The organism is Tropicimonas marinistellae, from assembly GCF_001509585.1.
Lineage (GTDB): Bacteria > Pseudomonadota > Alphaproteobacteria > Rhodobacterales > Rhodobacteraceae > Tropicimonas > Tropicimonas marinistellae.
Map to the genome: position 1 here is coordinate 54,034 of NZ_LNCI01000009.1, position 14,104 is coordinate 68,137.

Sequence of the window (14,104 nt, forward strand, 5' to 3'; positions counted from 1 at the left end):
ACCAAACCGCGCATAGGAGCCGTCCCGCACCATCGGGGCGGCTCCTTTTCATTTCCTCCTTCTGTTGGCCGCGCACATTCGCAACGCGTCCCTATCCCGACGGGTAGGCCGTCGCACAGATCGGACAGGCGATGACCCGAGTGACCCCGCAACGTGCCCGTCCGCTTCGTTGAGACCGCAAGTTTGAAATCGCATTCTGCGTGCAACGAATGAGACCAACAACCCGGCGCCGCAGCCAACAAGGCGCTGGTATGAATGGAGAAACAGCATGCCGACGGCCTCCATCGTCGTTCCAGCCTACAATGTCGCCGATACGCTGCCGGCAACCCTTGACTCGCTGCTCAAGCAGACGTTTAGGGACTTCGAAATCCTACTCGTCGATGACGGTTCCACAGACAATACGCTGAGGATCGCCGAAGGCTTCGGCGACCCCCGCCTGCGCATCATCTCGCAGGCCAATCGCGGTCTTGCAGGCGCACGCAACACTGGTATCCACGCCGCCCGCGGCGCCTTCATCGGCCTGTGTGACAGCGACGACCTCTGGCACCCCGCAAAACTTGCCCGCCATGTCAGCCACCTGCGGTCGCGCCCGGATGTCGGGGTCAGCTACAGCGGATCGGCCATGATCGACGGCGCGGGCCAGCCGCTTGGCCTGTCGCAGCGTCCACGCCTACGTAGCGTCACGGCCGCGCATATTTTCCGGCGCAACCCGGTGGGAAATGGCTCCGCCGCCGTCATCCGCCGCGCGGCGCTGGATTCCGTCGCATGGCGCCCAACTGGTGAGTACCGGCGCAACTGGTGGTTCGACGAGACGTTTCGCCAATCCGAGGACATCGAGTTCTGGTTGCGCATGGCATTGACGACCGACTGGCGCTTCGAGGGCGTGACAGGCGACCTTACCCTTTACCGTATCAACTCAGGCGGGCTGTCGGCCAGCGTGGCGCGCCAATACGACGCCTGGCAACACATGGTCGACAAGCTCACGCCGTTGGCGCCGGCGTTTTTCGCGCAGCACGCCGGCGCCGCTCAGTCCTACCAACTCCGCTACCTCTGCCGTCGGGCCATCAGCGACGGCGACGCCGAGACCGCCGCGACGCTTGCCCGCCAGGCGCTTGACGCCTCGCTGCGCCCGCTCTGGGAGGAGCCGGTCAAGAGCTCGGTGACCCTCGCCGCGGCCGTCACGCTCAACCTGCTCGGCGCAAGCCGTTTCGCCAATCTTCGTGCCGTCCTGCGTGGTTCCTCAACCGCCGCATGACCCAATCCTGACCGACAGAAAGCTATTCCAATGACCCACAAAACGATCGTTCACCTTGTCGACGACACGAACGCCGGCGGCGTCACGCGTATGCTCGACTATATCCAAACCGCCCCAGGCATGGCCGAGATCGGCCAGCACGAAGTGCTCGTGGTCCAACGCGGCCGTTTCTCCGCACCCGATGTCACGGCCGATACCATCGTCTCCCACCTCTCTGTCAGCTGGCGCAATCTGCCGATGCTGATAGCGCTGCGGGCGCGCTACGCAGGGCAGACCCTGATCCACGTTGAGCACAGCTATACCGAGGTCTTCACCGCCTCCCACGTCCGCAACCAGAGGCGGTTCAAGGCCCTGTTGAGGACAGCGTACTCGCTCTTCGACCATGTCGTCGCCGTGAGCGAGGCGCAAGGCAACTGGATGTTGCAGCGCACGCTGGTGCGGGCCGAGGCGCTCAAGGTGATCCCGTCCTGCGTCGATCTCGCGCCGTTTCTGGAACTGGAGCCCGTCTACGGTCGGCCGCGCATCATTGGCGCCATCGGCCGGTTCGACGCTCAGAAAGGATTTGACATCCTGATCGAGGCCTTTCGCGCCACGTCAAACCCGGACCTGCGCCTGAGATTGATCGGCGACGGGGCAGACCGCGCGTTGCTGGAAGCGCTCGCCGAGGGCGACAGCCGGATCTCCTTCGCTGGCTACCAAGCCGACCCTGCCGCCGCCATGGCAACGCTCGATGCGGTCGCGATGCCCTCCCGCTGGGAAGCCTATGGCCTCGTTGCGCTCGAGGCGCGCGCAGCTGGCCGACCGCTTTTGGTCTCCCCGGTCGATGGCCTGAAGGACCATGCCGCCCAAGGCGCTCGCGTCGTCTCAGGCGGAACGCTGGAGAGTTGGCAGGCGTCGCTGGAGCAGTTGGCCGCCATCGGCCCTGCCATGCATATCGAAACTGCGCGCGCGCGCGCAGCTGCTCGCGCCTCCATGGGCGCGACACAGTCTCTGTGGAAAGAACTACTGTCGTCCAGTGACGCCACGTCTGAGGACGCACTCCCCGCGGCGGCATGATGCTATTGGCGGTGCATTCCCGCCAACTGAGTTCATAATAAAATTTGGGGCCGGCCCGATTCACCGGCCCCTTTGGCATTCTTCGGATCGGTTTCGCCGATCGTCCAAGAACGACCATACGCTCCCCAACCGGGTGGCGAAGCCGACCAGCCCCGGGGGTTTGAGCCGTGCGGGCGGGGTATCCCCCTGCACTCAGACAAGCTCCTGTCGCGAACACCGACTAGCGAACCGATGGATGCAAAGATCGCGACCAGAGTCCGCCCGTGCGCCCCCCCCGCCAGCGGACCATTCCGACTATTCAGCTACCCTCCGGCGCGTACCGGCGTCCGAATGAACCAACCGTGTTATTGGTGCGCGATTAAGTTGTCAGTGTCGTTCGCCATATGGTGGAATGCCGGAATAACCCACGTGGGCACGACGCAATGGAACATAGGGTGCGAGCGGCGAAAGAAGCGCGTTGCAAGCGTGCCCGCTGTCGTTCTGGTGAGTTCCACGTGTAGCTCGAACCGTGCACCGTACGAGTGGGACAAGCTCTGCAGAACATCAAGTTGGGATAGCACCGAACCACGCGCCGGGACCCTCGCGCGGGACGCTGTGACTAATCAGCCCTCTGTATATGCAAAGGCGTCAGGTCAGGCGGGGCGTTCGCGAAACGGAGCGGCACTTGGCCTCGTGTGCAAGTTCGCGCGCATGCAAGCCCAGGATAATCAATCCGGGCCACATCATGTAGGCCTCGATCTCGATATTCTCGCCCATGGAGAGCAGAACCAGCGTCATCATGATCCCGAGGGGAAGTCGGCCACGCGGGCTGCGCGCGGAATCGATCAACGCCAGCGCGGTCTGCCAAACCATCGGGACCAACAGGGCGAGGAAGCCCACCAGCCCCTTTACGAAGAGAAGCCCCCACCAGGTGTGATGGCTCCCGATTGGCATGTACTCCACCAGATGCGGGCCAGGCGCGATTGTTCCGTGACCAAACCAGAACGCCTCGTTCTCCCAACGTTCGCCGGCAATGCGCTGCAGAGTTTCGCGCACCCGCGTACTGTCGGCTCGCGCACCCTTGAAGACCGCTATGGCGTCCTTGACCCCTTGCATCAGCGCAGGCCCGATCAGGGCGAAGGATGCGGTCAGCCCTGCCAAAATCTGCCAAGCCCAGCCCTTGAGGATCAGAGGCATCATGCGCGGGCCGATGGTGCATGCCACGAGGCCGACAAGCCCCATTCGGGATTTCGACATCAGGATCATGGCAATGCCTGCCCCGATGCCGGCCGCACGCCAGCGACGATCTTTCTCTTCCAGCGCAAAGAGCACCATGACCACGCCGAGCAGCGCCGCGAAAGGCGACCACGGGGCATAGAACTGCCAGCGTGGTGTCCAGCTGGCTGGATCGAACGTGAAGAAATAGACGCTGAAGTATTCAGGCCCCGGTCCGCCGATTGCCTTTAGCGGCGAGGTGAATATCCGCTCCGGCAGGCCGACATAGGGCGCCACGGCGAGGATCGGCACAAGCGCCAGAGTCCAGAGACCGACGATGCACTGCCCCCGGACGAGGATTTCCCGCCGAATTGGCAGAACCGCTCCCACCAGGGGAAACAGCGCCAGCAAGGCCCAGCCCTTGGCCCAACCGATGGAGGACTTGATTGTCTGTTTCAGCCCCATCCCCCAATCGACATGTCCGACCCATAGCGCCACCAGCATCACGAGCATGCCGAGAAACCATCCCCAGACCACCGCAGGAACCGGGCCGGTGGCCCGAAGATCCGATCGTATTGCCGGACCGAGGTAGAGCGACAGCGCCGCCAGCCCGCCCAGGGTCCAGCCCAGAACCGGCCCGACCACATAGAGCGCGCCGACGAAATAGAACGGCCAGGTGAGGGCGAGTGTCCTTAGAACAATCTGCTCGGCCGGATTCTCTGGCTTAAGGACAGGCGTGGCGTTCATTCTGGTGTCGAGCCTTCCGCCAGCAGCTTGCCGATCAGCGGACGGCGGATCCATCCCAGAAAGAGGCCGAAAACCAGTATCAGGGTGGCGGCGACACCGGCAGCGATGGCTAGCTTGCGCCTGGGGGAACTCGGTTCCTCGGGCAGCGACGGGTTCTCCAGCACCTGAACCAGCGGGTAGGACGCGAAAAGATCGACCTTGGACGTCTGCGAGCGCGCCGAAGTGGAGGCGAAGACGGCCTCGGCCACCGAAAAGTCTCGTTGCAGGTCCTCAAGCTGGGCCGCGGGTTCGATAAGGTCCATCACCTTGGCCTCGGCCTCAGCGAAGCGCTGCTCCAGTTCAGCCAGCTCGGCCTGCTTGCCGGACCGTTCGCTGTCGAGCTGCACCAGCTTGGCGAGAAGCTCGGCGCGGCCGCCGATCGGCGACAGATCGAGCCGGGACACCGCGTCACGCGGCAGGCCAGTAACCACTGCCGCCTTGACAAGCGCCCGCTCGCGGGTCGCTTCGTGGCTTTCGCGGGCAGCCTTCAACGCGGGGTGACGGATGCCATAGCGACCCTCGGCCTCAGCCAGAGCCGCCGCATGCTGGCTCATCTCCTCGATGATGTGGTTGAACTCCATGTCGGCGTGCAGCTTGAGCGTCGCCGCCGCGTCGGCCGGGGTTATGCCGAGCGTCAGTTGCAGGGCTTGGGCCGCGCGCACTTTCTCCGTTACCTCGCTCGACATCTCCGCCAGCGTCACCCGCAACGCGTCGGTCTCGCGCACGAGTTCCTCGTACTGGCCGGCATTTATCAGCCCGGTCTCGCGCTGGAGGCGCTGGATCTTCATGCGGGTCGCCGCAACGGAGTCGCGATATTCGTCCAGCGCATCGCGCCCACCGACCTCGCGCACTGTCACCTCGTCGTTCCGCAACGCGTCGATCTCGGTGAAGAAGGCCTGCAGCAGCGCTTCACCGCGGTCCTGTGCATCCTGCGGCGAATTGCCGACGATCTCTATGTGGATCAGACCGGTCTGGTCCACGAGGTTGATCCGCGGCACGCCGAAATCCTGCCGCCGCATGTCCACGCTACCGGCGGCTGCCGCGAGAATTCGGTCAGCCGCCAGCAGGCGCTTGTAGGTCTCGGTCGGGCTGACGGAAGAACTAGCGAAAGGAGAGTTTGCATAGGAGGAAGCCTGGCCAATCCTGTCGAGGTTGACCGAGGCCGATGCGCCCGAGCCAGGCAAGATCAGCGACATCGACGAGGTATAACGCAGCGGCGCCGTCGAGAGGTAGCCATAGATCGGCGCCCAGAAAGTGACCGCTCCCAACAGGAACAGGACGATATAGCGCGGCAGGCGGCCGGCATCGTTTACGCGCCCGCCCCGGAAGATCCGGGCGAAGGTCAGGCTGCGCAGCGGCATCCGCAGGAAACCACCCGCACGGGACGGCAGATCGGTTTGCGGCGTGACGGGGGCGTTGACGGTGCAATCGGTCATGGCGGCTCTCCTTTGCCGCATCACCTATCGCAAACCCAATTGACGGTGCATCTGCGCCGAGGGGTAGGTCCCGGCGCATCGGTAGGCCGGACTACCCGTCCGGATAGGAGAATGGCTCAGAAGAGTCCGGCATCCTTCGCCACCATCGCCGCCTGGGTACGGTTGGCGACGCCGATCTTGCGATACAGCGTCTTGACGTGGAGCTTCACGGTTGGCTCCTGCACGTCGAGGTCGCGGGCGATTTCCTTGTTCGACTTGCCGAGGGTCAGCCCTTCCAGAACCTGGAGCTCGCGACGCGACAATTTCTCGGCAAGGGCGTTCTTCGGCGCGGTCTCTTCGGCAGTCATGAAATCGAGCGGCGCGTATTGCTCGCCCATCGCCATGAACCGCACCGCATTGACCAGGGATTTCGCAGGCAGTGTCTTGGGCAGAAAGCCGGCTGCCCCTCCTGCCAGCGCCTTCTCGGCGATGCTCCGGTCAGCCACCCCGGAGATCAGAGCCACGCGCTGACCGCGACCAGCGGCCTTCGCCCTGTCCAGCCCGGTCAAACCGTTCATGCCTGGCATGTTGAAATCCAGAAGCACGAGGTCATAGCTATCCTCCGCCTCGATCAGCGAAAGCGCCTCGTCCAGTGTCGCGGCGGCCGAAGTCTCAAGGTCGGCTTCGCTCTCGAGAAACGCGACCAGGGTATCACGCAGCAGGTCATGATCGTCGGCTATCAATATCTTCATTTCATTCTTCCCGCACGCTCGGCGTGAACGAGATCATAACGTTGCAAGAGTCGATGTCACGACCCAATACCCGGGAGAGACGCCAGTCCATCACATTGGATAGGCGCGTTCCCCACATGGGTAGCGCGCCCTGACTGCTCGGACCGGACGTACTCAATAATGGCGTGAGGCGTAGCCGAATTGTCGGCCCCCCTCCTCCGTCCGCCCTCCTCGTTCACCATTGTTCCCGGCGACCTCTCCGTCCGCTTCGTTGAGACGACCAAAGCAAAAAGTCAGTTTCCGATCAAACACCTGCATGAACGGAAATCCAATGACCTACTCTATCGCACTTCCTCGTCCGGACCTGATGCACGCGCGTGGCACGTTGCGCCAGAATACGGCGGGAACACCCGAAACCTTGCCCCTGTTTGGCATCGATCTGGTCAACGCGCGTGGGGAAGATGTTGTCGAGCAACTTCTCGATGGACAGCGCCATCGGGTCGCCTTCCTGAACGCGCATTGCGCAAACATCATGTCCCGCGACGCAGCCTATGCCGAGGCGCTTGCGACCGCCGACTTGGTGCTGCCAGATGGCATTGGCATTGAGCTTGCCGCTCGCATGACTGGCCAACGCCTGACAGAAAATCTAAACGGAACCGACTTCACCCCGTTGCTGCTACGGGAAGCGGCTCGCCGGGGCCTGACGGTATACCTCTTTGGTGCCGCCAAAGGCGTCGCCGAAGAGGCTGCCAACCGCCTGTGCCTCGATATCCCTGGTCTGCGGATCGTCGGCACCCGCGACGGGTTCGAGGGCGCGGCCAATGACGACGAGGCAATCGAGGCGATCAACGCCTCCGGTGCCGACATCGTGATCGTCGCGATGGGCGTGCCGCGTCAGGATCTCTGGCTGGCGAAGAACGCCCATCGCTTGTCCGCCACGGTCTGCCTGGGGGTTGGTGCCCTTCTCGATTTCCTCGCCGGGAGGGTTGAGCGCGCGCCCGAGGCCGTGCGCCGCATAAAGATGGAGTGGGTCTGGCGCCTGGCGATGGAGCCGCGCCGCATGGCCGGCCGCTACCTGATCGGCAACTTCACATTCATGGCCCGGGCTGCGGTGCACGCGCTATCCACAACCGACGGAGACGCGTTCGCGAAGCGCGCGCTTGATATTCTGCTCTCCGGTGGAGCCCTTTTGCTACTGTCGCCGCTGCTGCTGCTCGTCGCGTTGGCGATCCGTCTGGAAAGCCGTGGGCCGGTGTTCTTCACCCAAACCCGCGTCGGCAAGGACGGCGTTCCCTTCAGCCTCTACAAGTTCCGCTCAATGCATATGGATGCCGAGGCGCGCCGCGCCGCACTGCTGGCGACCTCGGATCGGGACGGCGTCTGCTTCAAGTCCCGCCACGACCCGCGCGTGACCCGCATGGGGCGTCTCCTGCGCCGCTACTCGATCGACGAGTTGCCGCAGATCCTCAACATCCTCAGGGGCGAGATGTCGGTGATCGGGCCGCGCCCGGCATTGCCCGAGGAGGTCTCCGCCTATCCCCAACGCGCTCTGGGCCGGCTTGCGGTGCGCCCCGGCCTGACTGGCGTCTGGCAGGTTTCCGGTCGTGCTGACATCGGCTTTGAAAAGATGATCGACATGGACCTTTCCTATGCCAACTCCCGGAGCATGCTGCTCGACCTCACGCTGATTGCCCTGACCTTCCGGGCCGTCCTATCCGGGCGCGGAGCCTATTGAGAGTCCCTTGATTTCGATCCGGGGCGCGAACGCCACCTATCCCTTCGGATAGGTGGTTATCCCTTTGCCCGAATGACGCCCCGTGAGAGTAGATGTAGGTAAATTGCGGAAACAGCTCGTCCCACGGAACAGGACCTCAGGTATGCATCAGATAGCCTCGACCATTCGAAAGACAGCGATTGCGGCCTGCCTCGCAGTTTCTTCCGCCCTGGGTGCCGCGGCAGAGGAGCTTCCTGAACCAACCGGTGACGTAATCCTAACGGTCAGTGGAGACATCGAGAAAACCAACGGCGACGACATGGCCCGGTTCGATTTGGCGATGCTGAAGGCGATGCCTGCCAGTACCATCGCCACGACCACCATCTGGACCGAAGGCGACCAGGAGTTTACAGGTATCGAGTTGCACACCCTCCTCGAAGCACTCGGCGTCGAAAGCGGCGAGATCACCGCGACAGCGATCAACGATTACGCGGTGACCCTTCCTGTCACGGACGCAGTGCCCGGCGGCCCAATCATCGCGTATGCACGCAACGGAGACGAGATGTCCGTACGCGACAAGGGTCCGCTTTGGGTCATCTACCCCTACGATTCCAACGCCGACTACCGCACCGAAACCATCTTTGCCCGCAGCATCTGGCAGCTGGACCGGATGGCGATTGCCGAGTAATCGCAACGCCACTCAGACTGGGAGAGCGAGACCTTGGAGCCGAATACGATGCGTCGCGAGTTCCTGAACGCAGGCGGCTTTTTGAGGGGCCTGCGCTTTGTCTTGGTGGCGGTTGTCGTGCTGCTTTTCTCGCTGATCATCTACGGCTTCTACGGGGAGGTCTTGCGCGAGCTCAGATCGCTCAATGCCGCGGACTCGGACAATGCCCAGTGGACCCTTTCGCAAGTCGAGGTCGAATACCTGATGTTGCAGCGGGTTCTGGAACAGGCTGACCACGATGACCCCGCCGCCCTGGCCGAAATCCGTAAGCGTTTCGATATCTTCTACAGCCGGGTTGCCACGATCGAAACCGGGGCTCCCTATGCGCGGCTGCATCTCAACTTCGACTTCGAACACCACTTGGTCAACGTCAAGGATTTCCTGGACGAGGTCACACCGCTCATAGACGCCGAAGACGAGTTCCTTGGAAGCGCGGTTTCTGCACTAGCCACCGAAACGGAGGGTTTGCGCGCCGACGTGCGAGCCATGGCGCTCAACGGCCTTGAACAATTCGCAGCGATCGCCGACGAGCGCCGCGCGGGGGTGGCGCGGACCCTTCGGCACATGGTCCTCGCCACGGTCAGCCTGGTGATCGTCCTGCTTTGCCTCATATCGATCCTCTACAAGATGAACCGGTTGTCCACGGTCAGGGCTGGTGAACAGCGGCGGATGTCGGGTCAGTTGCGGGCGATCATCGGCTCCTCGCTGGATGCGGTGGTGGTCGCCGACGACAGTGGAACTGTGCGGGTGTTCAACGGTGCGGCCGAGCGCGTCTTCGGCTACTCCGAAACAGAGGCGGTCGGTCAACGCCTTTCAGACCTGATCATTCCTGAAAAATACACAGCCGCGCATGACGCCGGTTTGAAACGGTTCGTCGAAACTCGTGAGAAGCGGGTCGTCGGAGCCGGGCGCGTTGAGCTGGAAGGCAAGCGGAAATCGGGAGAAGTCTTCCCGGTCGAGCTTTCTATCGACATGGCGGAGAATGAGGACGAGACCATATTCGTCTCCTACTTGCGCGATATCACCGACCGCAGGCTGGCCGAGCAGGAATTGGTGGAGACCCGAGACCGTGCCCTGGCCGGGGAAAAGGCGAAAGCAGAATTCCTTGCGATGATGAGCCATGAGATGCGCACGCCACTCAATGGTCTGCTCGGCACGCTGACACTCCTTCGCGAGACGAGTCTTACGGAGCGCCAGGCGACGTTCCTGGACAACATGGACGCTTCGGGGCAGTTGCTGCTCCACCACGTGAACGACGTGCTCGACATATCGAAATTCGAGGCAGGCCGCATCCAGATCGAGAATACCCCGTTCGATCTAGACGAATTGCTCAGCGGAATCGTCGCCGGGCAGAGCAGCGTTGCTGCCTCACACGGCAACACTCTGTCCTATGCCTGGGTCTCGGACATCCCCGGCGAAGTTCGCGGCGATCCGGTGCGCCTGCGTCAGGTCATGCTCAATCTCGTCAACAACGCCCTTAAGTTCACCCAGTCCGGGGATGTCTGGGTCGAGGCCGAGAAGATCGGTAGCGGACGTCGTCCGATGTTCGAGTTCCGCGTGACCGACAACGGAATCGGTATTGCCGAGGCGGACATGGAGCGAATCTTCAATGATTTCGAGACGCTAGACCGCTCCTACGGCCGGATGGCCGGTGGGACGGGACTCGGCCTTGGGATCGCACGGCGCCTGGTCGAGGCGATGGGCGGAGAGATCGGCGCGGAGAGCGAAGAGGGAGAAGGCAGCATGTTCTGGGTCCGTGTGCCGCTCGAGATCACCGCCAAGAACATCGTAAGCCCCGACAAACCAACCAACGACGTCCCTCGAAATAAACTGGACATCCTTATTGTCGAGGACAACGAGATAAATCGGCAGGTTCTGGAAGCCATGCTGCTCCGGGACGGCCATAGCGTCGCGCAGGCGGTCAACGGCAAGGAAGGGGTGGAAGCCGCCGCGGCGAAGGCCTTCGATGCAATCCTGATGGATGTCAGCATGCCGGTTATGGACGGGGTGTCAGCAACCCGGGCAATTCGCGAAGGCAACGGTCCATGCCACGACGTACCGATCCTCGCGGTAACGGCCCATGCGATGCCGGGTGACCGGGAGACCTTCCGGGCCGCCGGGATGTCCGGTCTGGTCACCAAGCCCATCGTTCGGGACGAACTGCGCGACAACCTTGAGCGCATTGGCAATCGTGCCGGCCGAATGGCCAATCCCGGCGGAGCGCAGGACGATGACGTTGACGAGGCGTTCACTCCAGAGAGCCTGCACGAACTCGCTCAAGCCCTCGGTGCGGAAAGGGCCGAGAAGCTTCTGAACGACTTCATCAGAGAGATGGATGCCGGGGTGGCGCTCCTCGCGGATGGCAAGGACAATGGTGTCGAGCTATCCGAACTCGTGTCGGCTGTGCACAAGATGGCCGGGTCGTGCGGGACATTTGGCGCAGAGCGATTGCGCATCGCGTTGTCCGATGTCGAGACGCTCGCGAAGTCCGGTGATGCCGCAGGCGCCCGCTCGCGCATTGGCGAAATTCCCGGACTCTGGCGGAAGGACCGGACCTACTTCGAACAACAAAGAACCGATGCCTGACCTGGATCAAGCGAACCACCGGATCCAGCATGCCGGAGCTTCTTGTCGCCAATTGTACAACTCAGTTGCGACTGAGAGCCTTGCAAACCAAGATGGTCGGCGGTGAAGGAGCCGCGAGGCGGTATTCGTTTGCCGCTTAAACCATCGCTTTGGGCCGGTTGACGCCAACCGGCGCTTCAAGAGGCATTTGGACAATGGACGACCAGATTGAAGCCTTCTTCAGCAGCGGGTCGTACGAAACTGTTCGAAAAGCGCTGGAATTGCTCTTCGCTCACCGTGAAAGGGTGTTCTCCCGCGGCGTTGCGTGCTGACAGTCGGGTCAGGCAATCGTCGTCCGGCGTATCCAGCACGTGGAGCTGGTGCGCAGCTGTCGTGTCGTCAAGGATCCCGCGCATCCAACGGCGCTGGTCAATCGTGTTCGCGGCGAAATCCAACGAGACCGACATGCCCGCATTGAGCAGTGAGGTCACATGCGCACCCATGACGCTGCGCAACCGACCGCTGCACCGCAGGTAATCGGCTCCAGTCTTCATTTGATCGGCAAACAGGGCCCGCAACCAGTCGTCTTCGACGATGAGAACCGCGCCCTGACTGGCGACCTGCGTCGCCAGAGTGGATTTTCCCGAGGCGATCTTGCCGCAGAACATGTGGAGTGTCGGTGTCACCATTAATCCCCAGTTATGCCGGGTTTTCCATCGACACTCGCCGAGCCTGACCCGGTGTCGTGCCGAACACCCGCTTGAAGGCGCGGCTGAAGGCGGGCTCGGACTGATAGCCAAGGTCGGCGGCGATGGCCGCGATGGGCAGAGCGGTTTCCTGCAGGGTCCGACGCGCGAGATTCATCCGCCATTCCGCGAGATATTGCATCGCGGGCGTGCCCACGAGGCCGGTGAAACGGGCGGCAAATCCCGAGCGCGACATGCCGGCAACCTGTGCCAGTGTCTCGACCGACCAGTCCGCCGCCGGTTCGCGATGGATGGCAACGATCGTCCGACCGACTTGCGGGTCGCGTGCGGCTTTCAACCAGCCGCGGTCCGCGTCCGGCGACCGGCTCAACCAGCGCCGGATTGCCTCGATCACCACGACGTCCGCAAGGCGCGTGATGACGGTCTCACCACCAGGGCGCAGTTCGCGCGCCTCCCTCGCGATGAACTGCAACGTGCCCTGTAGCCAACTCCCGGCTTCTTCTTCCCAAGGGTCGATCTTCAGCACGTCGGGCAGCAAGGCCATCAGCAGCGGGGCCGATGCGTGATCCAGCCGCACAAGACCATACATGATGCTGCACTCCGCCCCGCCGCCACCGTACTCCAGTGTCTCGTAGAGTTCGGTCACCTTGCGGATCGGCAGTTCTTCCAACTGCATGAGGCGAGCTTCCGGATCGCTGTAGAGGCTGATCGGCGCGCCATGGGTCATCAGGACCAGATCGCCTTTCTGAATCTCGAAGGGCGCGTCCTCACCCACCTTCAGCCAAGCCCGCCCACCGATCACCACGGCAAAACTCATCACATCGGGAAAGCCCGGAATGGCAATGCCCCAAGGGGCGCTCAGCCGCGACTGGCAGTAGAAAGTGCCAGTCAGTTTCAGCAGGTGCAAGATCTCTCCAAGCGGATCGCCGATGGGCTGCGCGAGAAGCGAGGGGTCAGGAACATGTGGTTCGGTCATGGGATGACTGTGGCGGCCATAATACCTTGCGTCCAGTCATATTGGACGATCAGGCAAGAATTCTGGACAAACGAGAATGGCTCATCCTGCCGCTCCGCGCAACTCTTAGCCATCGAACAATCACACCCAATGGAGACATACCATGATGACCAACCCTATCCTCGTCCTTGGCGCAACCGGCAAGACCGGCGCCCGCATTGCCGCTCGCCTCGAAGCGCAGGGCCTTCCCGTGCGCCGCGGCTCTCGGAACGCAGAGATCCCTTTTGACTGGAACGCACCCGAAACCTGGGGGCCGGTTCTCGCCGGCGTGTCCGCCGTCTACATCTCATACTACCCGGACATCGCCGTTCCGGGTGCGGTAGAAACGGTGGAGGCGTTCGTCGCTCAAGCCCGCACCGCGGGCATTGGCAAACTGGTACTGCTCACTGGTCGTGGTGAGTACCACGCGCAGCAGGCTGAGGAGGTCGTCCGACACTCGGGCGTGCCATTCACTATCGTCCGCGCGGCGTGGTTCGCGCAGAACTTTTCCGAAGGCGCGCTGCATGCACCGGTGATGGCAGGCGTATTGCCAATGCCCGGCGGCGACGTTCAAGAGCCCATCGTGGACGTGGACGATATCGCCGACGTCGCAGTGGCCGCCCTGTTGGGCGACGGTCACGATGGCCAGCTCTACGAAGTGACGGGCCCGCACTTGATGACATTCGCAGAGGTGGCCGAGGCGCTCACCGCCGCTGCGGGACGGCAGATCGCCCATGTACCGATCTCTTTCGAAGATTTCCACGCGGCGTTGGTCGCATCTCAAGGTGAGTTGATCGCCGATATACTCACCGGCATCGCACGTGAGACGCTGGATGGCCGGAACGCCCATCTCACGGATGGCGTTCAGCGTGCCTTGGGGCGTCCGCCACGCGACTTCACCACCTTCGCGACGGCCGCCGCCCGATCCGGCGCCTGGGCCGACGCCGCCTGATCCCTCCT

General features: G+C 62.8%; 11 protein-coding genes. 6 read left to right on the plus strand and 5 right to left on the minus strand.

The window, feature by feature from the left end; all coding sequences use genetic code 11:
* Positions 1-268 precede the first annotated feature (268 nt).
* Together ARC39_RS18580 and ARC39_RS18585 are read left to right on the plus strand one after the other, a co-directional pair.
* The gene (locus ARC39_RS18580) at positions 269-1,255 is read left to right on the plus strand and encodes a glycosyltransferase family 2 protein (RefSeq protein WP_068116385.1); all 987 of its coding nucleotides are present in this window, start codon (positions 269-271) and stop codon (positions 1,253-1,255) included.
* 30 nt (positions 1,256-1,285) lie between these two features.
* Positions 1,286-2,311: a glycosyltransferase gene (locus ARC39_RS18585; protein WP_068116387.1), complete on the plus strand. Its 1,026-nt coding sequence runs from the start codon at positions 1,286-1,288 to the stop codon at positions 2,309-2,311.
* A gap of 627 nt (positions 2,312-2,938) precedes the next feature.
* Here the strand turns inward: ARC39_RS18585 and ARC39_RS18590 are convergent.
* The 3 genes from ARC39_RS18590 to ARC39_RS18600 form a co-directional block, all read right to left on the minus strand.
* A complete protein-coding gene (locus ARC39_RS18590) occupies positions 2,939-4,252 on the minus strand; it encodes an O-antigen ligase family protein (protein WP_068116389.1) in 1,314 nt (437 codons plus the stop codon).
* Positions 4,249-5,727, minus strand: coding sequence for a GumC family protein (locus tag ARC39_RS18595; protein ID WP_236545311.1), 1,479 nt, complete (start codon positions 5,725-5,727; stop codon positions 4,249-4,251). Before ARC39_RS18595 ends, ARC39_RS18590 begins: the two co-directional genes overlap by 4 nt.
* Before the next feature lie 116 nt (positions 5,728-5,843).
* Positions 5,844-6,458, minus strand: a complete 615-nt coding sequence (locus ARC39_RS18600) for a response regulator (protein ID WP_068116391.1) — start codon at positions 6,456-6,458, stop codon at positions 5,844-5,846.
* Between the two features lie 310 nt (positions 6,459-6,768).
* Between ARC39_RS18600 and ARC39_RS18605 the strand changes: the two genes are divergently transcribed.
* The 3 genes from ARC39_RS18605 to ARC39_RS18615 all read left to right on the plus strand — a co-directional run bounded on the left by ARC39_RS18605 (position 6,769) and on the right by ARC39_RS18615 (position 11,464).
* The gene (locus ARC39_RS18605) at positions 6,769-8,172 is read left to right on the plus strand and encodes a WecB/TagA/CpsF family glycosyltransferase (protein WP_078059356.1); all 1,404 of its coding nucleotides are present in this window, start codon (positions 6,769-6,771) and stop codon (positions 8,170-8,172) included.
* 142 nt (positions 8,173-8,314) lie between these two features.
* The gene (locus ARC39_RS18610) at positions 8,315-8,839 is read left to right on the plus strand and encodes a putative pterin-binding protein (RefSeq protein ID WP_068116392.1); all 525 of its coding nucleotides are present in this window, start codon (positions 8,315-8,317) and stop codon (positions 8,837-8,839) included.
* 48 nt (positions 8,840-8,887) lie between these two features.
* Positions 8,888-11,464, plus strand: a complete 2,577-nt coding sequence (locus ARC39_RS18615; protein ID WP_068116394.1) for a hybrid sensor histidine kinase/response regulator — start codon at positions 8,888-8,890, stop codon at positions 11,462-11,464.
* Positions 11,465-11,640: 176 nt separating this feature from the next.
* Here ARC39_RS18615 and ARC39_RS18620 read toward each other — a convergent pair whose 3' ends face one another.
* Together ARC39_RS18620 and ARC39_RS18625 are read right to left on the minus strand one after the other, a co-directional pair.
* Entirely contained in the window at positions 11,641-12,132 is a 492-nt protein-coding gene (locus ARC39_RS18620) for a P-loop nucleotide/nucleoside kinase family protein (protein ID WP_438273273.1), read from the minus strand.
* A gap of 10 nt (positions 12,133-12,142) precedes the next feature.
* Positions 12,143-13,126, minus strand: coding sequence for an AraC family transcriptional regulator (locus ARC39_RS18625; protein ID WP_068116396.1), 984 nt, complete (start codon positions 13,124-13,126; stop codon positions 12,143-12,145).
* Between the two features lie 142 nt (positions 13,127-13,268).
* Between ARC39_RS18625 and ARC39_RS18630 the strand changes: the two genes are divergently transcribed.
* Positions 13,269-14,096, plus strand: coding sequence for an NAD(P)H-binding protein (locus ARC39_RS18630; protein ID WP_068116398.1), 828 nt, complete (start codon positions 13,269-13,271; stop codon positions 14,094-14,096).
* Positions 14,097-14,104 lie beyond the last annotated feature (8 nt).

Coding starts and splice junctions, on each gene's coding strand:
- ARC39_RS18580 (WP_068116385.1), top strand. CDS start 269: ATGCCGACGGCCTCCATCGTCGTTCCAGCCTACAATGTCGCCGATACG.
- ARC39_RS18585 (WP_068116387.1), top strand. CDS start 1,286: ATGACCCACAAAACGATCGTTCACCTTGTCGACGACACGAACGCCGGC.
- ARC39_RS18590 (WP_068116389.1), bottom strand. CDS start 4,252: ATGAACGCCACGCCTGTCCTTAAGCCAGAGAATCCGGCCGAGCAGATT.
- ARC39_RS18595 (WP_236545311.1), bottom strand. CDS start 5,727: ATGACCGATTGCACCGTCAACGCCCCCGTCACGCCGCAAACCGATCTG.
- ARC39_RS18600 (WP_068116391.1), bottom strand. CDS start 6,458: ATGAAGATATTGATAGCCGACGATCATGACCTGCTGCGTGATACCCTG.
- ARC39_RS18605 (WP_078059356.1), top strand. CDS start 6,769: ATGACCTACTCTATCGCACTTCCTCGTCCGGACCTGATGCACGCGCGT.
- ARC39_RS18610 (WP_068116392.1), top strand. CDS start 8,315: ATGCATCAGATAGCCTCGACCATTCGAAAGACAGCGATTGCGGCCTGC.
- ARC39_RS18615 (WP_068116394.1), top strand. CDS start 8,888: ATGCGTCGCGAGTTCCTGAACGCAGGCGGCTTTTTGAGGGGCCTGCGC.
- ARC39_RS18620 (WP_438273273.1), bottom strand. CDS start 12,132: ATGGTGACACCGACACTCCACATGTTCTGCGGCAAGATCGCCTCGGGA.
- ARC39_RS18625 (WP_068116396.1), bottom strand. CDS start 13,126: ATGACCGAACCACATGTTCCTGACCCCTCGCTTCTCGCGCAGCCCATC.
- ARC39_RS18630 (WP_068116398.1), top strand. CDS start 13,269: ATGATGACCAACCCTATCCTCGTCCTTGGCGCAACCGGCAAGACCGGC.